Source organism: Corynebacterium pacaense (genome assembly GCF_900169525.1).
Lineage (GTDB): Bacteria > Actinomycetota > Actinomycetes > Mycobacteriales > Mycobacteriaceae > Corynebacterium > Corynebacterium pacaense.
This window is the reverse complement of record NZ_LT821240.1, coordinates 76,435-102,733: the sequence shown is the minus strand read 5'-3', so window position 1 is coordinate 102,733 and position 26,299 is coordinate 76,435. Positions and strand designations below refer to the sequence as shown.

Below are 26,299 nucleotides of genomic sequence, written 5' to 3'. Positions count from 1 at the left end.
TTTCAGTCCCCGTCCCTGTCCGCGGCCAGCGGACCGCGATCCGGATCGAGGTCGGCGAACCACAGCGGCTGCAGCATGTGCCAGTCCTGCGGGTGTGCGGCGATATTGGCCGCGAAAAGATCCGAAATGCGCTGCACCGTGGCGGAGAGCTCATCAACCTCCACGGCATCGGACACGCTCAATCCCCACCCGTCACCCTCGAACCAGCTGTGGACCACATGCAGCGCCGCACCGGTCTCGATGGCCAGTTGCGCCGGTCCCGCGGGCATGGAGGTGGTCTCACCGAAGAACCGGGTGCGCACCCCGCTGCGGCGCAGGTCGCGCTCGCCGAGGAGGCAGACGACCCCACCACGCTCAAGGACCTCCCTGAGACGGATGAAGGGTGGGGTCTGTCCCCCGTCCAGCGGGATCACCTCGAACCCGAGGGACTCGCGGAACTCCACGAAGGCGTCGAAGAGCCGCTTCGGGCGCAGCCGCTCGGCGACGGTGGTGAACTGACCGTGGTGGTCAACCAGAAAGGCCCCCGCCAGATCCCAGTTCCCGGTGTGTGGCAGGGTGAGGATCACGCCGTCGCCCCGCTCAAGGGAGGCATCGAGCAGCTCCAATCCGACGAAGCCATCCCGGAGCTGATCCATCAAGTCGGGGTCCCTAGCGATCGACGGCAGCCGGAACGCCTCCATCCAGTACCTGGCGTAGCTCCTGGTGGATGCGCGCACGAGGGCACGGGTGACGTTCTCGGAGCCGACGACCCTGGAGAGGTTGGCGCGCAGCTGTTCCATGCCCCGGCCGTTTCTGCTGACCCGGTCCGCGGCGAAATTGAACAGTGCGCGTGCCAGTGGCAGCGGGATCAGTCGAACCACCCGCCACCCGGCGAGGTAGCCGAACGCGGTGAAATTCTCCCGATTGAGCAGTTTCCGGATTTTCACGAGCGGCCCCGCTTTCTTTTAGCTTCCGCCGGTGTCACCGGCGTCACTGTAGTCGGATTTCGCACCGGCCGGTGCCTTGATTCTCTCACTCGCCATGGGCGAACGTCCGGCCATCACCAGGCGCTGCACCACGGTGAACAGGCTTCCCACCGCCAGGATCCACAGGGCCACGTCAATGGCGTAGGGAACCCCGAACCCGGTGAGACCGAGTCCGACCAGGCTGATGATCAACCGCTCCGGTCGCTCGATCAGCCCGCCGACCATGGTGAACCCGGAGGCTTCACCGCGAGCCTTGACGTAACTGATCACCTGTGAGGCAACCAGACACACCAGGGAGGCGGCAACCAGCGGCTGCGGTGCGTCATAGGTGTAGACCAGCCACCAGGTGATGGCGGCGAAAAGCGCTCCGTCGGTGATCCGGTCACAGGTCGCGTCCAGGGTCGCGCCGTACTTCGTGCCACCACCCTGCATCCGCGCGACGGTACCGTCGATCATGTCGAAAGCCGCGAACAGGCCGGTGAGCACCGCTGCCAGTACCAGATGCCCGGTGGGGATGAACACCACGGCCACGCCGATGGTGAGCACCGCGCTGACCACGGTCAGTTGGTTGGGGGTGACCCCCAGCCTGATCATCAGCCTCGCCACCGGTTCCACAACCACTCGGGCGGGTTTACGCCCGTGAACGCTCAACATCTCAGGGAACCTCCGGTTCGCTCGCGGTGCCCGGGGTGGGACGGCAGACCCCCGGGGCGTTCTCAAGCTCTCCCCAGACCCCGGCCAGCAGAGCCCGCGTCTGGCGCAGGGTCTGGGGGAGCACCTTGGTGCCTTCGATCACAGTCATGAAGTTAGCATCACCGGACCATCGGGGCACCACATGCACGTGGAGGTGATCCCCGACCGAACCGCCAGCCGCCTTGCCCAGGTTGAGTCCGACGTTGACCGCGTCGGGCCGCGACGCCGCCTTCAGGGTTCTGATTGAATGCTGCACGAAGAGCATCAGCTCCGCCGATTCCTCCGGGGTGAGATGCTCGAGGTCCTTCTCCTTGCGGAAGGGCACCACCATCATATGGCCCGCGTTGTACGGGTACAGATTGAGTACGCAGTACACGGTTTCCCCGCGTGCCACGATCAGCCCGTCCTCGTCCGACATCTTCGGAACCTCGATGAAGGGATCTCTGCCGGGTTCGCCCGTTTTCCCCGTATCAGCGTCGCCGCCGCGGGGGCTACGGGTGATGTAGCTCATGCGGTAGGGAGCCCAGATCCTCTCCAGACGATCCGCCACCCCCACTCCGCTGTCGACATAGACGGGATCCCCGCCGACCTCATCTGCGCTGTGCAATGGATTCCTCACCCGGTTGCTCGTTGATGCGTTCGGCGATCCAGGAATCGATGAGCTGCACCGCCTCGTCCACGGGAACGCCGTTGACCTGGGTGCCGTCTAGGAAGCGGAAGCTGACGGCGTCAGCCTCCACGTCCCGCGCTCCGGCGAGAAGCATGAAGGGCACCTTGCCGGTGGTGTGGTTGCGGATCTTCTTCTGCATGCGATCATCGGAGGTGTCCACCGTCGCCCTGACTCCCCTGGCCCGCAGCTTCGCGGCGATCTGCTCCAGGTGGTCGGTGAAGTCGTCGGCGACGGGGATCCCCACCACCTGGTGCGGAGCCAGCCATGCGGGGAAGGCACCTGCATAGTGCTCGAGCAGGACTCCGAAGAAGCGCTCGATGGATCCGAACAGTGCCCTGTGGATCATGATCGGCTGCTTCTTGGTCCCGTCGGGGGCCGTGTACTCCAGGTTCATCCTCTCGGGCATGTTGAAGTCGAGCTGCACCGTGGACATCTGCCAGGTGCGGCCGATGGCGTCGCGCGCCTGGACGGAGATCTTCGGACCGTAAAAGGCCGCTCCCTCCGGATCGGGCACCAGCTCGAGTCCGGAATTGGTGGCCACGCGCTGCAGAATTGCTGTGGAACGTTCCCAGATCTCGTCGGACCCGACGAACTTCTTCGGGTCCTTGGTGGACAACTCCAGGTAGAAATCGTCAAGGCCGTAGTCCTTGAGCAGCGAGATGATGAAATCCAGAACGCTGCTCAGCTCCTCCTCCAGCTGATCATCGGTGCAGTAGATGTGGGCGTCATCCTGGGTGAACCCACGGGCACGGGTTAGGCCGTGGACCACACCCGACTTCTCGTAGCGGTAGACGGTGCCGAACTCGAAAAGACGCAAGGGCAGCTCGCGGTAGGAGCGGCCACGGGAATCGAAGATGAGGTTGTGCATGGGGCAGTTCATCGGCTTGAGATAATAGTCCTGCCCCGGCTTGGTCTCATTGCCCTCGGCGTCGTACTCCGCATCAACCTGCAGGGGCGGGAACATCCCATCCTTGTAGAAGCCCAGGTGCCCGGACTTCTCGTAAAGGTCCGCCTTGGTGATGTGGGGGGTGGTCACGAAGGAGTACCCGGCCTGAATATGGCGTCGTCGGGAGTGTTCCTCCATCTCCTGACGCACGATCGCGCCATTGGGGTGGAACACCGGGAGCCCGGAACCGATCTCCTCGGGAAAGCTGAACATGTCGAGCTCATTGCCCAGGCGACGGTGGTCCCGCTTTTCGGCCTCGGCCATCATGTGCTGGTAGTCCTCCAGTGCCCCCTTGGATTCCCAGGCGGTTCCGTAGATGCGCTGCAGGCCCGCGTTGGCCTGGTCGCCGCGCCAGTAGGCCGCGGAGGAACGGGTGATCGCGAATGCGGGAATGTACCTGGTGGTGGGGATGTGCGGACCACGGCACAGGTCATACCAGATAACGTCCCCTGTGCGCGGGTTAAGGTTGTAGTAGCCGGTGAGCTCGCCCGCCCCGACCTCGGTGGCCTCATCGGAATGGGGATCCACCGACCCCTTGTCCTCGATCAGCTCCAGCTTGTAGGGCTCATTGGCCAGCGCCTCGCGTGCCTGATTCTGATCGGCGTACACCCGACGCTCAAATCGCTGTCCCTCCTTGATGATCTTCTTCATGCGCTTTTCAATGACCTTGAGGTCCTCAGGGGTGAAGGGCTCCGCGGCATCGAAATCATAGTAGAAGCCGTTCTCAATGGCGGGTCCGATACCCAGCTTGGTGCCGGGGAACTCCGCCTGGACGGCCTGAGCCAGCACGTGTGCACAGGAGTGCCGGATCACAGCTCTGCCGTCATCGGAATCCGCGGGTACCGCGGTGAAGGTTTCATTGTGGGTCGGCACGTAGGCCAGGTCCCTGAGCTGCCCCTGGGAATCGCGGGCGCAGACGATTGCCCCCGGGCCCTTGTTCGGAAGGTCGAGTTCGCGCATCGCTGCCCCGACGGCGGTACCCGCGGCTACCTCGAATGTCACGGCACTATGTCCGACGGGGTGTCCGACAGGGTGTCCGACGGGGTGTCCGGCACTACCCGCATGGAGTTGATCGGTGGTGTTCACGGAAATGGCGCTCCTTCGTGCGCTCACGCGCACCAGCGGCATACCTGGCCGCCGGCGCACTCAATGTCAGGGTGTGCAGCCGACCCCCGGCGGAGAGGAAGCTCTCGCTTCCGCCCCGCCCGGTGCTCATCGGCACCCCTGTCCCGCTCTTCGCCCGTGCACGAGCGCCGTACCTCGGGCGCGTTGGCAACGGGTTGAACACGACAGGTGGCCAACTGTCGCGCTCAACCTTACCCGGTCTGCTCACCCCTCAAGCAGTCCGGCACCCCAGTAGTCGTCCCTGAGAGGATCCTCCGGGTCCGTCCCCGGGGGGACGAGGAAGACCGCGGACCCGATATGGGTGATCCACTGATTAAGTCTGTCCATCTCATCCAGACGCCGCTGGATCGGGGTGAACTGCTGATCCGGGTCCTTCTGGAAGCAGATGAACACCAACCCGGAGTTGGAGAGAAGCTCCGAGGTGGGGTCGGGTTCGAGGTCATAGTTGTAGACCCTGCGCAGGATAACCTGTTCGGGATGTCCCTCCGGCGGTTTCGCCCGTGCCATGTGGCTGGCTGGGTCGATCACCGGGAGCCCGCGGTCGTCCACGGCCCCGTAGTCGGCCTCATCAAATTCACCGCCACCTGTCAGTGGTGCACCGCTGCCCAGTGTCCGGCCGACGGAGACCTCCCTCGAGCCCCTGTCGAGGATCTCCCAGTCATCGAGGTCCATCGCGATGCGCCGGACCACCATGCAGGTGCCATCCCGGATCGACGCCGGGCCCTCATCGATCCAGACGGACCCGGATAGGTCCTCCTCCGAGCGCGGATTGACGGTGCCGTCCTTCTGGCCGAAGAGATTGCGCGGGGTTTCACCATCATCGAGAACTCCATTGGCGTTGAGGAACCCTGATTGGAACCATCGGGTGGACACGTAATTCACCCCGGAACGGATCATGTGTCTGGTCGCATGGCTCAAGGTCACCGGATCATCCGAACAGACCTGGAGCACCAGGTCGGCCTCCCCCCAGCGCTCGTCGAGCTTATCGCGTGTGAAGGCGGGAATCGGATGGAGCCACCGCGGCCGCCGCTCGGGAATACCGGAGATGTCGAAGAAGCGGGAGCCGAAACCGCAGGTGATGGTGAGGTTGGCGGGCCTAGTCGCCATTTCCGGCTCCAGGCTTCCCAGTGGTGTCCGGCCCCGGGTGAGCTGTCGGGCGTCCTCGGTCCACAACCGCATCAGACGCTTGATCGCTGTACGGTCGACTCCGGGACGAAGGGTGAAGGCGACAAGATTCAGGTTCGCCTGGTGCGGAGTGGACACGCCCGCCTGACGGGCACCGTCGAACGGTACGACCTGCTGTGCGAGGACGGCGCTTGTCGACGCCTGCGCAACCGACTGCACACCACCCTCACGGGAGGTGCAGGCCGCCAGCGCCCCGCCGCCCGCCACCACGGTGGCTCCGGTCAGGAAACCCCTGCGGGTCAGCATCTATCCTCTCCCCTGTTCAGTGGCCGGTGTGTTCGGGATGCTCGACGCCGTCGTGTCCGACGGCACCGCCGTGTTCACCGTAGCTCTCGTCGCCTGCGGCGATGGTCCGCACGGGAACGCGCCCGAGGTCAACCTCCGAGCCGTCGCTGAGGATCAGGGTAATCGACACCTCGTCGCCCGCCTGGACCGGTGAGGCCAGGCCCATGATCATCAGATGATCACCGCCCGGTGCCAGCTCATGGCTCTGCCCCGCCTCGATGTGGAAACCGCCGGGCTTCTCCTGCATGACGCCATCGACGACCTCGTGCAGCTGGAACTTCTCCGCCGTTACGTCGGCGGTGAAACCGGTGATGTCGACAGCATCGGCGGTGTTGTTCACCAGCGTCCCGAAGACGCTGGTCATCGGGTTGTCCGGGGTGCTGGCCCGGACCACGGCGTTGTCAAGGGAAATTCTGGAATCCGCACCGGAGTCACTGGTCGCCGAAGCCTCCGCCGTGGCGGATGCGGTGGGGGTGCCGGTCGCTGAATCGGAGTCCTGCCCGCCGGAGCAACCGGCCAGGGTCAGGGCCGCGGACACGACCATCCCGCCGACAAACAGGGATCTCTTGGAATTCTTCACTGGTGTCTATCCTCCGCTATTTCTGGTTACGGTTCTTTGCGATCATCATCACGATGACCCCGGCGATGACGAGAATGCCCAGGGCGCTGATGACCCAGTTCCACGGCGCGGGAAGGCCTGTGGCGTCCTCGCCCGCGGTCTGCTCTGCGGATTCAGTGCTCTCTGGGTCCTCTGCATTGTTATCCGTGTCCCCGGTGGCCTCGGCCGCGGTGCTCTCCTGGTCCCCGGAGTCCCTGCCGGAGACCTCGAAGTTGATGGATCCGGGTGTGGCGTGACCGTCGGAGGATGTGATCCGGAATCCCACGGTGTAGCGGCCGGGTTCGCGGGCAACATCATCAGGCACCCTGAATGACAGGAACTGACCGTCGAGCACCGGCTCGCCGGAGAAAAGCACCGTCGAGGAGTCTGCGTTACTCAACGCGATGTAGTTGTAGGAGTCCTGGGGAATACCGGAGAACTCCAGGACGATCTCCTCAGGAAACTCTTCGACCACCGAACCGTCCTCGGGAGTGGAGGAGACCACGACATCATGGGCGGAGGCCACGGGTGCGAACGTCGGCGTCCAAATGGCGATCGACGCCGCCACCATCAGTGTGCCGATACGCCGGCCGGGCCTCCAGCTCAATTTGCTTAGCGTCACATTCGACCTTTCGTTCCTGGCGGAGTTTTTCGCACCGCGCGTCCAGTAAGCGTCCGGGCGTCCATCGACCGGAGCCCCGATAGTTGTCGAAAAAAGGGGCGTTCCAGTTCCCGTGCCCCGGTTCCAGTTCCCGTGCCCCGACCGTCTGCCCAAAGCCTAGGCAGGATCACCGAGAATGACAAATGGAGTGACCCAGCTATCACGAAAGCAAGGACCCCCCGATGGTTCATCGGTGGATCCCTGCTCCAAAATTGAGCGGATGACGAGATTCGAACTCGCGACCCTCACCTTGGCAAGGTGATGCGCTACCAGCTGCGCCACATCCGCATGAACCATGTTTAAAGAGCAGATTCAGACTCTTGGTGCGCGATACTGGGATTGAACCAGTGACCTCTTCCGTGTCAGGGAAGCGCTCTCCCGCTGAGCTAAACGCGCCTGTGCGAGGTGGAAACGGGAATCGAACCCGTGTGCACGGTTTTGCAGACCGTTGCCTCACCACTCGGCCATTCCACCGTGGCGGGGTTTCCCGCCTCAGGTACAGAACCTAAACGTACCAGAGCGGATGACGAGATTCGAACTCGCGACCCTCACCTTGGCAAGGTGATGCGCTACCAGCTGCGCCACATCCGCATGAACCATGTTTAAAGAGCAGATTCAGACTCTTGGTGCGCGATACTGGGATTGAACCAGTGACCTCTTCCGTGTCAGGGAAGCGCTCTCCCGCTGAGCTAAACGCGCGGGTTCATTCCATACCGATTGGCCCGGTGAAATGAGAGCGGATGACGAGATTCGAACTCGCGACCCTCACCTTGGCAAGGTGATGCGCTACCAGCTGCGCCACATCCGCATGCACCGCGTTAAACAATGTTCCGGGAAACATGGTCGTTGTGGTGCGAGAAACAACTCTAGCCTGAACACATTCCGCAATACAAATCCCCAGTTGGGCAGGGGATTTGTCGCCTGGCCCCGGATTCAGGGGCTCGTTCGGAAAAAGCACATGGGTGTCATTTCGCTGCGCACACCCTCTTTTCATCCCCGCACGGGAGTTCCAGATCCAAGCGCCCACGCGCCCTCATGCGATTTGGGAGTTGGGGCGAAGTCGTGTTAACTTCTAATCGCGGCGATGAGAGCCTCACGTCGTCGCGAGGTCCTATGGCTCAGTGGAAGAGCGTTCCGTTCACACCGGAAAGGTCGCTGGTTCGAACCCAGCTAGGACCACATACATACATCAGCCCGGCACCGCATTGCGGTGCCGGGCTGAGCAGCTTCCATCCGACCCCGGTCCCCGACCGAGGATCAGGGGCCAATCTTTAGAGCGTGATGCGCGCGGGAATCAGACCTGAACCGCATCCTTGCTGACGCCGCGGAGAGAAATTCCGGCACCGAGGATGAACACACCCCACAGGATCGCCAGGGCCCCCAGCCAGATGCTCAGCGCCACGGCGCCGGAACCCGGATTGGCGATGAAGAGGATACCCGCGAGGATGAACAACACTGCACTGAGAATGAGCATCCACCTCGGGGCGGTACGGATCTTGGAGAAGGCGGAGAACAGTTCGGAGATTCCGCGGACAACAAGCCAGATGCCGAGAATCCAGGTGAGTACGACGGCGCTCTCAATGGGCCGGAAGATGGCGATGAGACCGGCGATCACGCCGAGCACACCGGTGAAGATCAACAGGAAACGGGCATCCCTGCCCTCGGGGCGGAAGGCCGTGATCAATTCGAGTACGCCGTCTATGAGGGCGTACCAGCCCCAGATGAGCACCAGGGTGATGGCGGTCTGGGCCGGCCAGATCACCGCCACGATGCCGAAGACCAGAGCTGCGATACCGGTAATGATGAGGACGGTGGATGAACGCTTGGCAAAATCAAACATGATTTCTCTTTTCTTCTAGTTCCTGACCCAAGATTACCCCTGAGCCTGCGGATTCGCGCCGCCTAGTTTCACGAAGGCACCACGGCAACCCCTCCGGCCCGGCGGGGCTGCGGCGCCACCAATTCGGTGTAGGCTGCCGACACATGCCACAGGTGATACCCGATTCCCCGAAACCCGACCTCGCCGAGCTGCTGGGGCCACTCCCCGATCCAGTCGTCGCGGAACTGCGCGCCCTGGTGGTGTCCACGATTACCGGCTCCGCAACGATCGATGCAACATCGGGGGACCTGGGCAATGCCCTGGACTCCGCTCTCCTCGTTCACCTTCGGGGATGGTGCGATGTTGTGCTGGTGGGATCGGGGACGGTTCGGGCCGAAAACTATGGCGGAGTTCGAATAGATCCCGCACGCCGCGCCAGCCGGGTCCGGGACGGCCAGGCCGAGGTTCCCCCCATCGCCGTACTGTCCTCCCACCTTCACATGGATACCGGGTCCCGGCTGTTCACCGACACCGCCGTCCCCCCGATCGTGCTCACCGGCAACGCCGGAGCCACCGCGAGAGCCTCGCTCGAACACGCGGGGGCCCGCGTTCACCTCATCCCGGATCTCAGTATCAAGGCCGCCGTCTCCCATCTCCGGGACATGGGCTTCAAGCGGATCCTGTGCGAGGGCGGCCCCTCCGTGTTCGCCCAGCTCATCGAGGCGGATCTCATCGACGTCTGGCATCACACGATCGATCCCCGTCTGAGCGCTCCGGTGGAGCTTCCGGTTGTCACCGACGGCTCCGGTGGCATCCAGGCGATGGAGCTGGAGCACGTCGCCTACGATGATGAATCAATGCTCTTCCTCAGATACCGGCGCACTCGCTGAAAGCGGAGTGTTGGATCCGGTATAACAGGGGCGGATTCGATACATTGGGGCGGTGACCTATCCAGTGACACCCTCAACGCAGCCACAGGCAATCGACCCCGCTGGCCATGCCTCGGCAGACGGGGCCCGTGTCATCGCCACCGGGGATGAACTGCCTCCGAGGGGGAGGACGACAATCGACCGTGTGGGCAATTCGGTGGCATGGCCCCTGGCCATCCTCCTCGTCGGGCACCGATTCCTCTTCCTTGCGATAAACGGGGATGTCACCGATGATTTCACCACCGTATACAGTGCCCTCCGCCGCTTCTTCGAGGGCGTGCCCGTGTACAACGAGGTCTATCACTTCGTCGATCCGCATTACCTGTACAACCCCGGCGCAACCGTCCTGCTGTCACCCCTCGGTCTGATCACGCACTTCACCCTGGCCAGATGGGCCTTCATCGCGGCCAACCTCGTGGCCATCGTGGCCTCGCTGGGCATGCTGACCCGGATGTCGGGCTTCAGGCTGCGCAGCATAGTCTTTCCCGCCTCCATTGCGCTGGCGATGCTCACCGAAACCGTTCAGAACACCCTGATATTTTCCAATATCAACGGAATTCTGCTGCTGCTCCTGGTGTCCTTCCTGTGGTGCACGATCAACGGCAAACCCTGGCTCGGCGGCGTGGCCATCGGTGTGGCCATCCTGATCAAGCCACTGTTCTTGCCCCTGCTGTTTCTCCCGCTGGTCAGGAAGCAGTGGCAGGCCGGTGTCGGTGGCCTGGGCATCCCGGTTGTTTTCAACCTCATCGGCTGGTTCCTGGTCCCCGGCGCCGGCGATTATCTCACCCGGACCATGCCCTACCTCGCTGAAACCAGGGATTTCGCCAACAGTTCCCTCCCCGGGCTCGCGGCCTATTTCGGAATGCCCACCGGTTTTGAACGACTGTGGTTCCTCGTTTTCGCCGCCTTCGTCGCGGTGGCGGTGCTCGGGCTGCTGCGGTTCCGCAACACCGAACCCTTCTTCTGGGCCGCCACCACCTCCGGCATCCTGCTGACCGGCGTGTTCTTCCTCTCCTCCCTGGGGCAGATGTACTACTCGATGATGATCTTCCCTATGATCTTCACAGTCCTCGGCCGCAGGTCGGTCTTCCACAGCTGGATCGCGTGGGTTGCGGCCTATCTATTCCTGACCCCGGACACGTTCAGCTCCACGCGATGGCCGGATATCGCCCGCCTTGTGGAATTTTTCCGTTCCACCGCTGGTTGGGGTCTATTGATCGTTGTTACCGGAGTGGCCGTGGCGATCTGGTTCATCCGCGACCTCCGCTCCGGGTCGAAAAACACAAACGTGCCTGCGCCCGGTGCAGCGGAAACGGGCGAACAGAAGGGATAGGGATCATGACCGATTTCACATTGATCACGAACGACCAGTGGCGCAAGCGACTCAGCCCGCAGGAGTACCACGTTCTCCGCGAGGCGGGAACGGAGGCGCCGCATACCGGTGAGTACACCGATACCACCACAGAGGGTGTCTATTCCTGTCGTGCATGCGGCGAGGAGATCTTCCGCTCGACGGAGAAGTTCGAATCACACTGCGGATGGCCCTCGTTCTTCTCCCCGCTGGCCGGGGACCGCATCATCGAACGGGTGGATGATTCACTCGGAATGCGTCGCGTCGAGGTCCTGTGCGCCAACTGCGGGTCACATCTGGGCCATGTCTTTGAGGGCGAGGGGTACGGCACCCCGACCGACCTGCGCTACTGCATCAATTCAATTTCCCTGAAACTCGAGGAGAAGCCGGTCGCGAAGTAGCCGGGAAGAGGAAAGGCCCCGCCGAGGCGGGGCCTTTCCCGTGCGCCCAGCGGGCACCGGGGTGTGACGGAGAGAAGCTCTAGGGCAAAACCGCGATCAGCTCGGCGATGTCGCCGACACGGTGTCCGGTGACAAACGGGAGCTCCTCACGCACGTGGTTACGCGCCTCGGTGTAGCGCATCTTGTGCATGAGGTCGACGATGCGGTCGAGTTTCTGTGCCTCGAAGGCGAGGATCCACTCGTAGTCACCGAGTGCGAAGGCACTGAGGGTGTTGGCCCGGACGTCCTTGAAATCAACGGCCGCCCTCCCGTGCTCGGCAAGGATCCGTCCGCGCTTCGCCGGATCCATGATGTACCAGTCATACCCGCGGACGAAGGGATAGACGGTGATCCAGTCCTGGGGTTCCTCGCCCATAATGAAGGCCGGCAGGTGGGTCTTGTTGAACTCGGACGGCCGGTGGGTGGCGTTGGCGATCCAGAAAACCTCGGTCGCCCGACCGAGAATGGTGGTCCGACGGAAATCCGCGAATGCCCTCTGGAGGTCGCGGAAATCCTCGGCGTGCCACCAGATCATGAAATCGGCGCCGGCACGCATTCCGGAGGCATCATAGATGCCGCGGACCTCGACGGCGCCCTCGGCGGCGAGGTCCGCGAAGAAGGTGCGTGCATTCTCGGTGGCTTCGGTCCGGTCGTCGTCAAGCACACCGGGAAGTACCCGGAACACGGCCCACTGGGCGTAACGCTGGACGTCATTGAGCTTGTTGTAATCGAGCTCGGTCACTGGATAATGTCCTTTCCCGGCCGGGCCCCACGTGGACCCTGGCCTAATGCGGATGATTCGCGGTGCATCGCCGCCACCACACGAACTGGTAGAAACTCCCGGCAAACACCGACACATCCATCCTAAGTTTGATCTGATGATCCGGCACCATCGACCCCCGCTTCGGAATCGATCACATGATGAAGGTATCCGTGGCCCCCGCCAAACCCCTCACCCACGGCGCGCCTTCACCTAATCGGCGGCGGCCACGGATACCTTCATCATGTGATCGATTCCGAAGCGACCTCGCAGCAGCAAACGCAGGGCAACCAGGCCGAAAGTACTCCCGCCGAGTTTTCCCGTGCGGTCGAGTCAATGCATGAGGCACGCCTGCGTCCGGAAATTACCCTGGGCACGATCAGGCCCCCCCAGCGCCTCGCCCCGTTCTCCCACGCCATCGGCCTGGAGGTCACCCATCCTGAGGGACAGGGTGCGATTGCCACCGACAGCGAAGGCGACGCCTTCGGGCGGCTGATCCTCCTCCATGACCCCGGCTCAGATGACTCCTGGGAGGGCACCATGAGACTGGTCGCCTACATCCAGGCGGATATGGATGATGCGGTGGCCTCCGATCCGCTGCTCCCGGAGGTCGCGTGGCAGTGGCTGACCGAGGGATTGTCGGAGCAGAACGCCGGCTACACCAATCTCGGTGGAACCGTGACCTCAACCTCCTCGGTGCGCTTCGGTGAGATCGGTGGCCCACCCAGCGCATACCAGCTGGAGATGCGTGCGTCCTGGACGGCCGCGGGCAATGAACTTGCACCCCACGTGGGGGCCTTCGCCTCCCTGCTCGCCGCCGTGGCGGGCCTACCACCGGAGGGCATCACTGAGATCGGGAGGTAGATTGGACGACATGTCCGTCGATCTCCTCCACCCACGCGATGGGGTCCCTCCCCTGCTGAGCTCTCCTGCCGAATTCGAGGCCGCGGCCGATCTGCTCGCTGCAGGCGAGGGACCCTTTGCCATCGACACCGAACGTGCATCGGGTTTTCGCTATGATGACCGCGCCTTCCTCATCCAGATCAGGCGCAGGCAGGCGGGTACCTTCCTGTTCGACCCGGAGTCCTTCCGTCCCGAACTCAGCCGGGCACTGTCCCCCGTGCTCGGCGGCGGTGACTGGGTCATCCATGCCGCATCCACGGACCTGCCCAGCTTGGCGTGGTTGGACCTGCATCCCGGTCGCCTTTTCGATACCGAACTGGCGGGTCGGCTCGCCGGGTTCGATCACGTCAACCTCGCCGCGATGATCGAGGAGATCTTCGATCTCCACCTGAGCAAGGGTCACGGGGCCGAGGACTGGTCCACCCGCCCACTCCCCGAGTCCTGGTTGAACTACGCGGCGCTCGATGTGGAGCTCCTCCTTGAACTCGCCGATGTGATGGCGGAGATGCTCGAGCACCAGGGCAAGCTCGACTGGGCGGAGCAGGAGTTCGAGCACATTCAGTCCCGGTTCTCCGCCGTCACCGAACCTGAACAGCCGACCTGGCGCAACCTCAAGGGCATCGGCGCGCTGAAGAAACCCGAGCAGCTGGTTGTCGCCCGTGAGATCTGGATGGAACGCGATTCCATCGCCTCGGCCAGGGATCTCGCCCCCGGACGGGTGCTGTCCAACAAGGTCGTGGTCGAGGTGTCACGCTCCCTTCCCCGCAACGAGACGGAGTTGAGCCGCATCTCCGGCTTTCCCTCGAGGAAGTCGGCTGCGGTAAAAAAATGGGATCGTGTCATCCGCCGTGCACTGAACTCCCCGAGGAATACCTGGCCTGCCCGGCCGCACAGGCGGGATGGTACCCCCGACCGCCGATACTGGAGCACCTTCTACCCCGAGGAGTATGAGGTTCTCCAGGAGATCCGGGCGCTCATCGATGATCTGGCCGCCGAGATCTCGGTGCCCGCGGAGAACCTCATCCAGCCCGCCACGCTTCGCGCACTGGTCTGGATGAGCACCCAGGGCGGTGGTTTCAGCAATCCGGAGGCCCTCATCCAGGCCATGACGGACCATCAGGTCCGACCATGGCAGCGGGAACAGGTCACTCCGATCCTCATCGAGCACCTGACGGGGGACTGAAGGAACGCTTATCGACGCCACCGTCGCACGCAGGGGCCCCTGCGTGCGGTCTCACCGACCGTCGAAGAGCGTTTCCAACCAGCCGTTGATGGTTTCCACCATGCCGTCAACGTTCATGTCGAACTCCGAAAGCAGCTGATTCCTGCTGGCGTGCTCCGGGAATTTCTGTGGAACGGCGATCTGCCTGCGTGGGGTGTCGATCTCCGCGGAGTTGAGGGCATCCGACAGCAGCGAACCGACACCACCGTGGATAACACCGTCCTCGACGGTGATCACCAGGTCGTGATCGCCGGCCAGGGCGACCAGTGAACGGGAGACCGGCACGATCCACCTGGGATCGACGACCGTGACATTGACCCCAGCCTCCAGGAGTCGCTCCGCGACTGTGAGCACCGCGCCCGCGCGCTCTCCGACCGCCACCAGCAGGACGTCGGGAGCCTGCTCATCCCCGGTCTCCAAATAGGCCAGTACATCGGTGCCGTCCTCGAGGGTGTCCACCGCCTCGATGGGTTCGGGCAGCTCCCCCTTCGGGAAGCGGACCACGGTCGGCCCGGAATCGATGTCCACCGCCTCCCTCAGCAGTTCCCGCAGCGTGTCGCCGTCACGGGGCGCGGCGACCCGGATTCCGGGGACAATCGAGGTCAGTGCCAGATCCCAGACGCCATTGTGGCTGGCCCCATCGGATCCGGTGATCCCGGAGCGGTCCAGCACCACGGTGACGGGCATGTGCAGCAGGCCGACGTCCATCAACAGTTGATCGAAGGCGCGGTTGAGGAAGGTCGAGTAAAGGGCCACCACGGGATGCTTGCCACCAAGGGCCAGGCCCGCCGCGGAGGTCATGGCATGCTGCTCGGCGATACCGACGTCAAAGAAGCGCTCGGGATAGTTGGCGGAGAATTTGGAAAGACCGGTCGGGCCGGCCATCGCCGCGGTGATGGCCACGATGTCCTCGCGTTCACCACCGATCCTGACCAGTTCATCACTGAACACGGAGGTCCATCCCGGTTTGGAGGCGGCCACCGGCGCCCCCGTGGCGGGGTCCATGACGCCGGTGGAATGCATCAGTTCATCCAGGTCCTGCTCGGCCGGGGCGTAGCCGCGGCCCTTCTCGGTGACCACATGGACGATGATCGGCCCCTCGTAGTCGTGGGCGTACCGTAGCGCGTTCTCCAGGGCCTTCTGATTGTGCCCATCAACCGGTCCGACGTACTTCATCCCCAGTTCCGGGAACATCTCCGTGGGAATGACCGTGCTCTTGACACCCTCCTTGAAGGCGTGCAGCGCCTCGAAGGTCCTCTCCCCGACCCATCCCATGGACTTGAGGGTGGATTTCCCCTGCTCCATCACCCGGTCGTAGAAGGGTTGCATTCGCAGGCCCGCGAGGTTCTCCGCGAAGCCACCGATCGTCGGTGAGTAGCTGCGGCCGTTGTCGTTGACCACCACCACAACGTTGCGGTCCCTGCCCATGGCGATGTTGTTCAGCGCCTCCCAGCACATTCCGCCGGTGAGTGCGCCGTCACCGACCACCGCGACGACATTGCAGGAGCCGCGCCCATCCAGGGACAGTGCCTTGGAGAGACCGTCGGCATAGCTCAGGGCGGCGGAGGCATGGGATGACTCGGTCCAGTCGTGTTCACTTTCGGCCCGCGAGGTGTAGCCGGAGAGCCCGCCCTTCTGCCTCAGCGTGTCGAAGTCCCCGGCACGGCCGGTGAGTATCTTGTGCACGTAGGACTGGTGGGAGGTGTCGAAGATGATCGGATCCGAGGGGGAATCGAACACCCGGTGCAGCGCGATGGTCAGTTCGACCACTCCGAGGTTCGGACCGAGATGACCGCCGGTGGCGGCGACCCTGGCCACCAGAAAATCGCGGATCTCCACGGCGAGCTCCTCCAGCTCCTCGGGACTGAGCGCCCTGAGGTCAGCCGGTGTCGAGATACTCTTCAGGATTCCCATGGGCGTTAGTCAGACACCTTTACTACTCGGAAACGGATTGGGTATGAGAGTGCAGATGGCCGAAGTCGCGCAGCCATCTGCATAGTTTGTTGACGATCTTACTCTGTCCGGGGTATGCAGATCTAAACGTCCCGGCGGGTGAGCACGCCGATGGTCTCGAAATGGTGGGTTCCGGGGAAGGCGTTGAACACCGCGAGCCGGTCGAGTCCGTAGCCCCTGGCCGACCAGTCGGCGAGGTCCCTGGCGAAGGTCGCGGGATCGCAACCGATGTGGATGATGGTCCCGGGACCCGCGTCCGCGACCGTGCGCACCACGTCGGCGCCGGCACCGGTGCGCGGTGGATCAAGGACAACCACCGCGGGTTTGGGCAGCTGGGAGGCCAGTGCCTCCACCCGGCCGGTGTGGAAGGTGACCGGCAGTCCGGCCAGTGCCTCCTCCCCCGCCCGCGCCGACCCCTTCGACATCTCCACCGAATGGACGTGGGCACCGAGTTTGTCCACGATCACCGGTGCGAACAGACCGACGCCGCCGTACAGGTCCCAGGCCACGGCCTCGCCGGATGCCGCGGACTCCTCCACGCCTGCGCCGAGCACCTCACCGATGAAATCGCTGTAGGCCGCGGGAGCCGCGCGGTGCGCCTGCCAGAAGGAGGTGACGGGGAAGGTCCACGAATGCCCTCCGACGGTCTGGGTGACATTGCCGTCACCCTCGAGAACGCTGAGGATCGTCTCGGTGCGACGACCCCGGGGGGCCCTGCGGGACTCAACGACCTGACGCACACCGCGGTCGTCGATGGCGGCGATGATCTCCGCCCCGGGGGTGAAGCGACGGGGGGTATCGCCGACCAGGCCGTCGAGAAGCTCGGGGACCACCTGGCTGCAGACGGCGTCGGTGACGATGTCATTGGATTTCTGTTTCCGGAATCCCGCCCGCCCGGAGGCGTCGACACCCAGGCGCACCCGGGTGCGCCAGCCGGAACTCGGTTCCAGATCCTTCAGTTCCGGGCTGTCGACGTGCCGGAGTCCACCGATGCGCTCGAGCTGATCGGTGAGCACCCGGACCTTGAGCTCAAGTTCCCTGGAAGGATCCACATGGGAGTAGTCGCAGCAGCCGGCGCCCGCCGATGCAGCGGGACACCTGGATTCGACCCGGAAATCGGATGCGTTGCCGATACGGCGGATGATTCCGCGTGCGAAGTTCTTCTTTACCTGGGTGATCTCCACGTCCGCGACATCGCCGGGCAGACCACCCTGGACAAAGATCACGCGCCCGTCGTGGTGCGCCACGCCCTCGCCGCCGTGTGCGGGACGCAGGACCTCGACGCTGATGACGTCGCCCCTGGACAATTGTGCTGCTTCAGCCATTCGACTGGTCCTTCCTGAGTGTGCGCACCGCTGCGCGGGTGCCCGACGGAGCATGAACAAAGTGGTGGGGGCGCCCACCTCCGTCGATGGTCGCCCCGGCAGATCCCCCAACCCGAAACGCACGACATCGGCACACCTTCAACGGTGCGCCATCAGCCGCGCCGTGGGGAACGCGAACTCCTCACCCTACCCCCACTACTCGGATTTACCACTGTCGGGCTGTGCCTGCTGTGCCTGCTGTGCACGCTGCTGCATCGCCTGCTGAACCTGCGCGGCCAACTGCGGCGGGATGGTCACCGGCAGCGGACTGCTGGCCAGAATCGGCGCATCACCCCGCCTGACAAAACTACGTGCCACAACCTCGCGCCCGAGCTCGGTCATCCTATCCGAGCGGTCGATGGGGCTGATCATGGTCATCCGGAGCATCCAGCGAGGTCCGTCGACCCCGAGAATGCGGATGACGCGGTCCTTGGCCTCACCGACGACCTCGCGTCCCCACGGTCCCTGCTCGATCCGGGTTTCCAGGCCGTCTCTGCGCATACCCTCGGCGATGTCCTTCGTCGCCTCGCGCCACTGTCCAGCCGAACGCGGGGCGGCGAACGCGACCGGGGTCAGACGACCGTAGGCGGTGACGATATGGAGCATCCGCGGACCCTGCTCACCCATCTCGACCTGTACCTCGGATTCCTTGGGCAGGGGGATCTGCATGGACCCCAGGTCGAGGACGCCCTTGGCGAAGTCGGAGAGATCGAAGTCGTTGATATCCACGGAATCGGCATCGAAGGGTCCCATTTCCCCTCCGACGGCATCATGAACCGCACCGTCATCCTCAATGACCTGTGGCTCCGCACCGGAATCTGTGCCGTTCCCGGGCTCCGACGGTGCCGTCGACTCACCCTCGTCACTTCCGGTGTCTTTCTTTCCAAAAGGCCACAGAGCCATTGTCGTCCTTTCACTCCCCCGACCATTCACCGGACAGGGGGATCTCATGATGGTGGTCGCTGTTTCCGGTCCAGTGTAGGCCCCCGCCCGGCACACGCCACCCGGACCCGGCGCTACCTCCCGGTCGATCCGTATCCGCCCGCACCCCGGACGGTATCGTCGAGATCGTCCACCTCGGTGAAATCGACGAGTTCCACCCGCTGCACCAGCAGCTGCGCGATCCGGTCGCCCCGCGAGATCACGATCGGAATCTCAGGATCCAGATTAATCAGGCAGACCTTGATTTCACCGCGGTAATCGGCGTCGACGGTCCCGGGGGCGTTGACGATGCTCAGACCCTGTCGCGCCGCCAGCCCGGAACGGGGATGAATCAACCCGACCGTCCCGAGCGGCAGTGCGATGGCGATCCCGGTCCCCACCAGCGTGCGCCGCCCGGGTTCAATGACCACGTCCGAGGTCGAGTGGAGGTCCACCCCGGCATCCCCACGGTGGGCCCTGCTCGGCACGGGCAGCTCCTTGTCCAACCGCACGAGTCTGATGGAGGAAATGGTGCCGGAATTGCCGTTGTTGAAATGTTGCTCAGTCACGGTCAACAACAGTACCCACGACCGACCGCCCGCGCCCCCACCCCGTAGCTTGCCGGACCTTGCCGGGGTAGCCGCGTGGTGGGATAGGATGACCTATTGTGACTGATTCCCGCAATGCAGATTCCGAGAACCCCCAACCCTCCGCCCCTGCTGCCCCGGGGTCCAGAATCATCTACCGGGAGAAACAGTGGGTCCCGTGGTACTGGTGGTTGGCCGCAGCCCTGATCGTCGCACTGCTCAGCGCACAGTTCGCACTCAACAGGAGCACACTGTGGCTCTACGTTCCGGCGTTGATCCTGTCCATTATCGCGGTGTGGCTGCTGCTCAGGATGTCTTCAACGGTCATCGCCGTGGAGGAGGACGCCGACGGCACCCGGTGGCTGCTCGCGGGGCAGGCGAACCTTCCCGATGATGTGGTCACCCGTTCACTGGCGGTGCCGGCTACCGCGAAGCGCAACGCCATGGGACGCCAGCTCGATCCCGCCGCCTTCGTGGTCTCCCATGGCTGGGTCCCCGAAATGGTGATGCTCGTCCTGGATGACCCGGAGGATCCCACGCCCTACTGGCTGATCGGCAGCAGGAACCCGGAGGCGCTGCTGCGCGCCTTCGTTCCCGCACAGGCCGGGGCCGCGCTGCAGGACTACTCGCGGTAGCCCGGCGGTTCCCGTCGCGGTCAGGCGCAGTCGAGGCAGATGATGGAGCCGTCCGGCTCCACGTGTGACTTGCGGTTGTTGCGCTGAACAAGGAAGCAGCTTGCGCAGGTGAACTCGTCCGCGCGACGCGGGACAACCGCGACGTTGAGCTCCTCACCGGAGAGGTCCATCGCCGGCAGTTCGAAGGATTCGACGATTTCCCCGTCATCATCCATGTCGCCGGAACTGGTCTCCACCGCTTTGAGGCCCTCAAGCGAATCAGTCTCCAGCTCGTCCTCGACTCGTCGCCGCGGAGCATCATAATCGGTTGCCATGTGTGCATTTCCTCCCGAGTGGGTTCACGTCAAGTATCTGCATGCAACTTTCGCAGATGTTGTGCATCATTTAGCGCGCATAGTAAAGGAGAATTTGGCTCTTGTCATATTGGCAGGTCAGCGTGGTGATTCTCGGGTGGACACCGGGGACCTGAAAGCCGCTTCCCCTCAGCTTCCCAGGGCGGTGAGCCCCCCTGCGGTCTCGAAGAGGGCGTGGGTGGCGTCGAAAAGCTCCCCCGGCGCGGCAAGCAGGATCTCTCCCCTGCTCCCCGGGATGGAGAGGCCGGGGGCCAGCACCACAGCGCCCGCCTCCTCCGCGATCAGCGCCCCCGCCGCAAAATCCCAACAGTTCAGGCCGTGCTCGTAGTAGATATCCACCTGGCCTGCCGCCAGGTGGCACAGGTCCAGGGCGGCGCTGCCCATCCTCCGGATGTCACGCACCCTGGGCAGCACCTCAAGCAGAAGCTGCGCCTGACGGGCACGGCGCTCGGAGGAGTAGCTGAACCCGGTGGCCACCAGTGCCTGGGCGGTCTCGGTGATCGCGTTGACCCGGAGTTCCGTGGCGCCTGAACCATCTTCCCTGATCTCCTCCCGGGTGGCACCGAATCCCCGTGCCGCCGAGTAGAGCCGGCCGCTTTCAACGTTGATCACCGCGGCGGCGACGACGCGGCCGTCAACGGCGGCGGCGATGGACACCGAGTAGTTGGGAATTCCGTAGAGGAAGTTGACCGTGCCATCTATGGGATCGACGATCCATGTCACACCGCTGATCGAGGCTGTTCCCGCGCCCTCCTCTCCGATCAGTCCGTCCTCGGGGCGGATCCGCTGCAGGTGCGCAGCAATGAGATCCTCCGCGGCGGTGTCAACGATGGTCACCGGATCCACCGACGAGCTCTTGGTACGGGTGTGGGGGCCGAGATCGCCCAGTTCCTCCCGTTTCCGTGTGATCGCGTCCGCAGCCAGTATCGCGGTTTCGGCGGCTATGTCGCGCAGCAGTGCATAGTCAATAGAATTCTCGGGCATGGGTCCATTGTGACTGTTTTTCAGATTCGCCGCCGTCTCCGCCACCGGGGAGCCGTCGTCTTTGTACACTTGGACGCATGAGCGAAACGGGATTTGGAATCGATGTCGGCGGCTCCGGCATCAAAGGTGCACGGGTTGACCTGGCAACCGGGGAATTCATCGGCGAGCGCATCAAGATCGCCACACCGAAACCCGCCACACCGCAGGCGATCGCCGGGGTTGTCGCGGAGATCATCGCGGAGGCAGCCTGGGAGGGCCCCGTGGGCATCGCCCTGCCCTCGGTGATCCGCGGCCAGATCGCCCTGAGCGCCGCGAACATCGATCCGGCGTGGATCGGAACGGACGTCAAGGACCTCTTCCACGCCCACCTCGGTGGACGGGAGACCGCGGTGCTTAACGACGCAGACGCCGCGGGCATCGCCGAAGCCACATTCGGACACCCGAGTGCGCGGGAGGGTGCGGTTATCCTGCTTACCCTCGGCACCGGCATCGGCTCGGCCTTCCTGGTCGACGGCAACCTCTTTCCCAATACCGAACTCGGCCACCTCATCGTTGATGGGAAGGAGGCGGAGCACCGGGCGTCAGCTGCGGCGAAGGAGAACGGTGACCTCTCCTGGAAGGCCTGGGCCAGGCAGCTGAGCAGGGTGCTCAATGAGTACGAGAGGCTGTTCTCCCCCAGTGCCTTCATCCTCGGTGGGGGCATCTCCCGCAAGCACGACAAGTGGGTTCCCCTGCTCGAGGTGGAGACCGCCGTCGTCCCGGCTGAACTGCGCAACAGGGCGGGTATCGTGGGGGCCGCGATGGCGGTGGCGAAACATGTCGCACCGTAGGTCCCTGTTCGGCGACGTTGCGAATACCCCGCCTTTAGAGTAGGAAAAAGGGAAACCGATTGTGACATGTCAGCAGTTGATCATCTATACTGGGCTGCTGATCGTGGACAAGTGTTGACCATGAGATTGATTCATCCTTTTTTGCCACCGAAGAAGCCATCAACTCCCGCATCCGTCGCTCCCACCGGGGTGCGACGGGGTCGGCGGAAACATCCGGAGATCGGCCACAGGGCATGAAGCAATCGAACGGGCTGACCATTCAATAACCGATGTGAACAGATCGGGGGCACTTTCACCGGCGTTGCACAGAGGACAATTCTGTTCAGTGCTGTTTGATGGTGGTATCCGCATATCTGTTGCATCCCACTGGAGAAGCTAGGCGAAAGGGCGTTTGTGGTTGCCACTGAATCCTCAGCATCACTCGGATCAGCCGGAGATGTCGATGACAATGCACCAGGAGCCGTGGAGAGCATGGTAGAGAACAAAGTAGCTAAAAAGACGGTAGCAAAGAAAACCGCACGCAAGGCGGCACGCAAGGCAGTGGCCCCGCGTACAGCCGTGAGCGCGACGGATGCTCCGGCGACCCCAGCCGTGCCGACCGCCATCGACGCAACAGGGGCAACGGGCGACGCACCGGTGACATCTGCTGCAGCCTCCGGGTCCGTCAAGGCGGCGCCTGCCAGGAAGACCGCCCGCAAGAGCGCCAAGAAGTCGGCCCGGCCCGCAACGGCGAAGAAGACCGCGGCGAAGAAAACCACCCGCAAGTCCGCCCCCGCAAAGGCTCCCGCGGAGGCGGTGGACAACGGCGAGGTCGAGGTCGTCGAGGTCGTGGAGGATGTGGAGCAGGATTTCACCGGTGAGGGTGATTTCGATGAGACGCTTGCCGATGACGATGACGGCGTCGCCCCCCTCGGCGAGGAAGCCGAGGAAGATGATGAGGACGACGGTGCCTCCGTGTGGGATGAGGACGAGTCAGCCACACTCCGTCAGGCACGCAAGGACGCCGAGCTCACCGCCTCTGCAGACTCCGTCCGCGCCTATCTCAAGCAGATCGGTAAGGTCGCGCTGCTCAATGCCGAGCAGGAGGTGTCCCTGGCCAAGCGCATCGAGGCGGGACTCTACGCGACGCATCGCATGGAGGAGATGGAGGAGGCGTTCGTCGGGGGTGACAAGGACGCAAAGCTGACACCCGCCGTCAAGCGCGATCTGCGGGCCATCGCCCGTGACGGCCGCAAGGCCAAGAACCACCTCCTGGAAGCGAACCTCCGCCTCGTGGTGTCCCTGGCCAAGCGCTACACCGGTCGTGGGATGGCTTTCCTCGATCTGATTCAGGAGGGCAACCTCGGTCTGATCCGCGCCGTGGAGAAGTTCGACTACACCAAGGGCTACAAGTTCTCAACCTATGCAACCTGGTGGATCCGGCAGGCGATCACACGTGCCATGGCCGATCAGGCCCGCACCATCCGTATCCCGGTCCACATGGTCGAGGTGATCAACAAACTCGGTCGCATCCAGCGTGAGCTGCTGCAGGAGCTGGGCCGTGAGCCCACTCCCCAGGAGCTGTCCAAGGAGATGGACATCTCCGAGGAGAAGGTGCTGGAGATTCAGCAGTACGCGCGTGAGCCCATTTCCCTCGATCAGACCATCGGTGATGAGGGCGACAGCCAGCTCGGTGATTTCATCGAGGACTCCGAGGCCGTGGTCGCGGTGGACGCCGTCTCCTTCACCCTCCTGCAGGATCAGCTCCAGGATGTCCTGGAGACCCTCTCCGAGCGTGAGGCCGGTGTGGTGAAGCTCCGTTTCGGGCTCACCGACGGCATGCCGCGCACCCTCGATGAGATCGGTCAGGTCTACGGCGTCACCCGTGAGCGGATCCGCCAGATCGAGTCCAAGACGATGTCCAAGCTGCGTCACCCCTCCCGTTCCCAGGTTCTGCGCGACTACCTGGACTAGGTTCCCACCTCCGCGGGGACACGGACCGGGGCGGTCCCATCATCGGGACCGCCCCGGTCTTTTCCGTTTCTACGGGCGGGTCTGGTCCTGGTCGGTGGATCGCGTCGCGACGCCCGTTTGTGCCCGTGGATCGACATAGGGGTTCTGCAGCCCGGACCTGCCGTAGGAGAGATACCGGTGGACGGTCTCAAAGGGTCCACGACGCCCGAGGAGTTCGAGGATGAACGCGAGCACCACGGTGATCGCCCAGACCAGCGCCGCAATCGCGCTGGAGGTCAGGATTCCGTCCCCTATGCCCCAGCCGAGGGTGAAGCTCTGGGTGAAGATGAGGAAGAGGATGGACTGGGTGATGTAGCCGCTCATCGAGCGGGCACCCAGAGCAGCGACCATGCGCACGGCCAGCGGCGGCTTCTCCGGTGCCCCGGCCTCGCCCGCTCCGGCGAGCCGTCTCTGCAGGGGCTGTACGGCCAGTGCGATGGCCGCGGCGATGCCCGGACCGGTCAACGGTCCCAACGCCTGGTTCAGAGCACTGAGGATGGTGGCCCAGGAGTGCGGTAGCACCCCGATCTCGGCGAGTCCCCAGGGCAGGCCGATGACCATGATCACGGCCACGGCCACCCCGACGGCCCACCAGAATTGCTTGCGGAACTCGTCGACCCTGGACAGCACACCGTGCCTGGCGGCGAGGAAACCGAGGATGACCAGCGGCAGGAGGAAGAGAGCCTGGATCGGAAGGGTGAGAACCTGCGCCATAAGCATGATCAGGGCGATGCCGACGTACCCTGGGTAGCTGTCGGCCGGTAGATCCGTCAGGTCACCGGACTGTGACATTGATGAGGTGGCGATGCCGATAAAAATGTTGCTGATAATGGAAATTCCGAACATCACCCCCGCGATCCGGTAAAGCGTCCTGTCCCTGAAGGTGATCATCGTGGCCATCACCATTCCGGCCAGGCCATAGAAGAACATGATGTCACCGAAGAACAGGAAAACCAGGTGGATGACACCGAATACCGCAAGGAGGCCGTAGCGACGGACGATCACCGATCTGGCGCGGTTGAGCGGATAGCCTCGTCGTGCCAGACTCGCCACGATCATCCCCAGTCCGTATCCCAGGAGTGCGGAGAACATCGGCAGTCCCCGGACGTGAACAAACATCGCGGCCAGAACCGCGGCGGTCTTCTCGGCCACGGAGCCATCGATCACGCCACCCAGGGAACTTGCCTCGATGGACCCCGAGACCGGCAGCCAGGCCGTGGCGACGTTGGCCAGTGCGATTCCCAAGAGCGCCAACCCCCTCGCCAGATCCGGAGAAAGGATACGGACGCTTTGCGCCGTCCTTTCTGGGTGCGCATGGGAGTGCTGCATCGGGGGCTGGCTGTTCAATGGACGGATCCTTCCGTGTGCCGGGGGCGGGCTTTAAAAAACCCTGTAGCCGTGGACGTGGGAGGAAACCGACATCCAGGGCCACAGGATCACAGGTGTGTGGGCGGGGCACCCCCTAGGTGCCGATCAGCACCTCTTCCACGCAGACCTGCTGAGATGCCTGGTCAGGGTAGTCCGCAGTGAAGCAATCCATCACCCCTGTACCCATGACCGCGATCACGACGATGGTCAGGAACACCACGATGATCAGGGAGAGGATGGACAGGATCAGCCCCGTCACGGAGAAGCCGGTACGGCGGGCCCTGCCCTGAAACTTACGCCCCTTGACCAGGGCGATAATCGATACGATCAGGCCGGCCAGTGCCGCCACGGGTGCCAGGATCGAGATGACGCCGATACCGGGGATGAAGGCGAGAACGTAGAGCAAGATGCTGGCGATTCCCAGTCCCAGCGCCCACGGTGCGACCTTGTTGCTTCCCTGGTTCAGCGGCGAGTTCTCAAATCCGCCGCTGTACTGCGGGGAGCCGTAGGGGTCCTGGTAGCCATTTCCCGGGTAGGCCCCCGCCGGACCCTGGGGGCCCGCGCCATAGGCGGTGTTGTCGGGTGCGCCGTTCCCGGGGCCGGTGGGTGAACCCCCGTTGTTGTCGGGTTCACCGTAGGGGTAGTTAGGTGTGGTCATGATCAGTGGCCCTCCCGGGTGTACTCAGCGAGTCAGTTCAGGTTTTTTGGTTATGTCTACCATTACCCGACCAGACTACCTTCGGCGCCCCGCCGGGGGTGG

Annotated in this window: 25 protein-coding genes and 7 tRNA genes; 9 read left to right on the top strand and 23 right to left on the bottom strand. The window is 63.7% G+C overall.

The features are described from left to right. Positions 1 to 2 precede the first annotated feature (2 nt). The 13 genes from B7E02_RS07630 to B7E02_RS07570 form a co-directional block, all read right to left on the bottom strand. The gene (locus B7E02_RS07630; RefSeq protein ID WP_080794693.1) at positions 3 to 926 is read right to left on the bottom strand and encodes a phosphatidylinositol mannoside acyltransferase; all 924 of its coding nucleotides are present in this window, start codon (positions 924 to 926) and stop codon (positions 3 to 5) included. An 18-nt stretch (positions 927 to 944) separates the two neighbouring features. Then, positions 945 to 1,619: a phosphatidylinositol phosphate synthase gene (gene pgsA / locus B7E02_RS07625; RefSeq protein ID WP_080794690.1), complete on the bottom strand. Its 675-nt coding sequence runs from the start codon at positions 1,617 to 1,619 to the stop codon at positions 945 to 947. Position 1,620: 1 nt separating this feature from the next. After that, entirely contained in the window at positions 1,621 to 2,265 is a 645-nt protein-coding gene (locus B7E02_RS07620) for an ATP adenylyltransferase (protein ID WP_483862420.1), read from the bottom strand. Continuing rightward, positions 2,249 to 4,402: a threonine--tRNA ligase gene (thrS, locus tag B7E02_RS07615; RefSeq protein WP_080794688.1), complete on the bottom strand. Its 2,154-nt coding sequence runs from the start codon at positions 4,400 to 4,402 to the stop codon at positions 2,249 to 2,251. Before thrS ends, B7E02_RS07620 begins: the two co-directional genes overlap by 17 nt. Before the next feature lie 201 nt (positions 4,403 to 4,603). Beyond that, on the bottom strand, positions 4,604 to 5,830 hold the full coding sequence (locus B7E02_RS07610) for a Dyp-type peroxidase (protein ID WP_080794686.1): 1,227 nt from the start codon (positions 5,828 to 5,830) through the stop codon (positions 4,604 to 4,606). A gap of 16 nt (positions 5,831 to 5,846) precedes the next feature. Then, positions 5,847 to 6,449 (bottom strand): copper chaperone PCu(A)C, encoded by a 603-nt coding sequence (locus B7E02_RS07605; protein WP_245802221.1) that lies wholly within the window; start codon positions 6,447 to 6,449, stop codon positions 5,847 to 5,849. A 16-nt stretch (positions 6,450 to 6,465) separates the two neighbouring features. After that, entirely contained in the window at positions 6,466 to 7,074 is a 609-nt protein-coding gene (locus B7E02_RS07600; protein ID WP_245802220.1) for a copper resistance CopC family protein, read from the bottom strand. A 269-nt stretch (positions 7,075 to 7,343) separates the two neighbouring features. Then, a tRNA-Gly gene (locus B7E02_RS07595) sits at positions 7,344 to 7,416 on the bottom strand. 33 nt (positions 7,417 to 7,449) lie between these two features. Further along, positions 7,450 to 7,524, bottom strand: a tRNA-Val gene (locus B7E02_RS07590). A gap of 7 nt (positions 7,525 to 7,531) precedes the next feature. Further along, a tRNA-Cys gene (locus B7E02_RS07585) sits at positions 7,532 to 7,602 on the bottom strand. 44 nt (positions 7,603 to 7,646) lie between these two features. Beyond that, positions 7,647 to 7,719: transfer RNA gene (locus tag B7E02_RS07580), tRNA-Gly, on the bottom strand. A 33-nt stretch (positions 7,720 to 7,752) separates the two neighbouring features. Then, a tRNA-Val gene (locus B7E02_RS07575) sits at positions 7,753 to 7,827 on the bottom strand. A 36-nt stretch (positions 7,828 to 7,863) separates the two neighbouring features. Next, positions 7,864 to 7,936, bottom strand: a tRNA-Gly gene (locus tag B7E02_RS07570). Positions 7,937 to 8,235: 299 nt separating this feature from the next. On the opposite strand from B7E02_RS07570, the gene B7E02_RS07565 reads away from it, so the two are divergent. Then, a tRNA-Val gene (locus B7E02_RS07565) sits at positions 8,236 to 8,307 on the top strand. A gap of 115 nt (positions 8,308 to 8,422) precedes the next feature. Here B7E02_RS07565 and B7E02_RS07560 read toward each other — a convergent pair. Beyond that, positions 8,423 to 8,968: an HdeD family acid-resistance protein gene (locus B7E02_RS07560; protein WP_080794681.1), complete on the bottom strand. Its 546-nt coding sequence runs from the start codon at positions 8,966 to 8,968 to the stop codon at positions 8,423 to 8,425. Positions 8,969 to 9,111: 143 nt separating this feature from the next. Here B7E02_RS07560 and B7E02_RS07555 point away from each other — a divergent pair, with 143 nt between their 5' ends. From B7E02_RS07555 to msrB, 3 genes are all read left to right on the top strand, one after another. Next, a complete protein-coding gene (locus B7E02_RS07555; protein ID WP_080794678.1) occupies positions 9,112 to 9,837 on the top strand; it encodes a pyrimidine reductase family protein in 726 nt (241 codons plus the stop codon). 133 nt (positions 9,838 to 9,970) lie between these two features. Beyond that, entirely contained in the window at positions 9,971 to 11,209 is a 1,239-nt protein-coding gene (gene aftC, locus B7E02_RS07550) for an arabinofuranan 3-O-arabinosyltransferase (protein ID WP_245802286.1), read from the top strand. A 5-nt stretch (positions 11,210 to 11,214) separates the two neighbouring features. Further along, entirely contained in the window at positions 11,215 to 11,628 is a 414-nt protein-coding gene (gene msrB, locus B7E02_RS07545) for a peptide-methionine (R)-S-oxide reductase MsrB (RefSeq protein WP_080794677.1), read from the top strand. Positions 11,629 to 11,707: 79 nt separating this feature from the next. Here msrB and hemQ read toward each other — a convergent pair whose 3' ends face one another. After that, positions 11,708 to 12,409, bottom strand: a complete 702-nt coding sequence (gene hemQ / locus B7E02_RS07540) for a hydrogen peroxide-dependent heme synthase (protein WP_080794675.1) — start codon at positions 12,407 to 12,409, stop codon at positions 11,708 to 11,710. Positions 12,410 to 12,673: 264 nt separating this feature from the next. Here hemQ and B7E02_RS07535 point away from each other — a divergent pair, with 264 nt between their 5' ends. Together B7E02_RS07535 and B7E02_RS07530 are read left to right on the top strand one after the other, a co-directional pair. Then, on the top strand, positions 12,674 to 13,291 hold the full coding sequence (locus tag B7E02_RS07535; protein ID WP_080794673.1) for a DUF3000 domain-containing protein: 618 nt from the start codon (positions 12,674 to 12,676) through the stop codon (positions 13,289 to 13,291). Between the two features lie 10 nt (positions 13,292 to 13,301). Then, positions 13,302 to 14,513, top strand: coding sequence for an HRDC domain-containing protein (locus tag B7E02_RS07530; RefSeq protein ID WP_080796844.1), 1,212 nt, complete (start codon positions 13,302 to 13,304; stop codon positions 14,511 to 14,513). A 51-nt stretch (positions 14,514 to 14,564) separates the two neighbouring features. Here the strand turns inward: B7E02_RS07530 and dxs are convergent, their stop codons facing one another. The 4 genes from dxs to dut form a co-directional block, all read right to left on the bottom strand. After that, complete coding sequence (gene dxs, locus B7E02_RS07525; RefSeq protein ID WP_080794671.1) at positions 14,565 to 16,466, bottom strand: 1-deoxy-D-xylulose-5-phosphate synthase; 1,902 nt, start codon at positions 16,464 to 16,466, stop codon at positions 14,565 to 14,567. 122 nt (positions 16,467 to 16,588) lie between these two features. Beyond that, positions 16,589 to 17,830, bottom strand: a complete 1,242-nt coding sequence (locus B7E02_RS07520; protein WP_080794669.1) for a class I SAM-dependent RNA methyltransferase — start codon at positions 17,828 to 17,830, stop codon at positions 16,589 to 16,591. A gap of 195 nt (positions 17,831 to 18,025) precedes the next feature. Next, complete coding sequence (locus tag B7E02_RS07515; protein WP_080794666.1) at positions 18,026 to 18,772, bottom strand: DUF3710 domain-containing protein; 747 nt, start codon at positions 18,770 to 18,772, stop codon at positions 18,026 to 18,028. Positions 18,773 to 18,885: 113 nt separating this feature from the next. Beyond that, positions 18,886 to 19,320: a dUTP diphosphatase gene (gene dut, locus B7E02_RS07510; RefSeq protein ID WP_143336775.1), complete on the bottom strand. Its 435-nt coding sequence runs from the start codon at positions 19,318 to 19,320 to the stop codon at positions 18,886 to 18,888. A 137-nt stretch (positions 19,321 to 19,457) separates the two neighbouring features. On the opposite strand from dut, the gene B7E02_RS07505 reads away from it, so the two are divergent. Then, positions 19,458 to 20,012 carry a DUF3093 domain-containing protein gene (locus B7E02_RS07505; RefSeq protein WP_080794663.1) on the top strand — a complete coding sequence of 185 codons (555 nt, stop codon included), beginning with the start codon at positions 19,458 to 19,460 and terminating at the stop codon, positions 20,010 to 20,012. A 20-nt stretch (positions 20,013 to 20,032) separates the two neighbouring features. On the opposite strand, the gene B7E02_RS07500 is transcribed toward B7E02_RS07505, so the two are convergent. Further along, positions 20,033 to 20,326: a DUF4193 domain-containing protein gene (locus B7E02_RS07500; RefSeq protein ID WP_080794660.1), complete on the bottom strand. Its 294-nt coding sequence runs from the start codon at positions 20,324 to 20,326 to the stop codon at positions 20,033 to 20,035. A 168-nt stretch (positions 20,327 to 20,494) separates the two neighbouring features. Further along, positions 20,495 to 21,349 carry an inositol monophosphatase family protein gene (locus B7E02_RS07495; RefSeq protein ID WP_080794658.1) on the bottom strand — a complete coding sequence of 285 codons (855 nt, stop codon included), beginning with the start codon at positions 21,347 to 21,349 and terminating at the stop codon, positions 20,495 to 20,497. A gap of 77 nt (positions 21,350 to 21,426) precedes the next feature. Here B7E02_RS07495 and ppgK point away from each other — a divergent pair, with 77 nt between their 5' ends. Together ppgK and B7E02_RS07485 are read left to right on the top strand one after the other, a co-directional pair. Next, the gene (ppgK, locus tag B7E02_RS07490) at positions 21,427 to 22,179 is read left to right on the top strand and encodes a polyphosphate--glucose phosphotransferase (RefSeq protein WP_080794656.1); all 753 of its coding nucleotides are present in this window, start codon (positions 21,427 to 21,429) and stop codon (positions 22,177 to 22,179) included. Positions 22,180 to 22,650: 471 nt separating this feature from the next. Further along, positions 22,651 to 24,132 (top strand): RNA polymerase sigma factor, encoded by a 1,482-nt coding sequence (locus tag B7E02_RS07485; RefSeq protein WP_080794654.1) that lies wholly within the window; start codon positions 22,651 to 22,653, stop codon positions 24,130 to 24,132. Positions 24,133 to 24,201: 69 nt separating this feature from the next. Here B7E02_RS07485 and B7E02_RS07480 read toward each other — a convergent pair whose 3' ends face one another. After that, on the bottom strand, positions 24,202 to 25,416 hold the full coding sequence (locus B7E02_RS07480; RefSeq protein WP_245802219.1) for a DUF418 domain-containing protein: 1,215 nt from the start codon (positions 25,414 to 25,416) through the stop codon (positions 24,202 to 24,204). Between the two features lie 217 nt (positions 25,417 to 25,633). Continuing rightward, positions 25,634 to 26,197 (bottom strand): hypothetical protein, encoded by a 564-nt coding sequence (locus B7E02_RS07475; RefSeq protein WP_080794650.1) that lies wholly within the window; start codon positions 26,195 to 26,197, stop codon positions 25,634 to 25,636. Positions 26,198 to 26,299 lie beyond the last annotated feature (102 nt).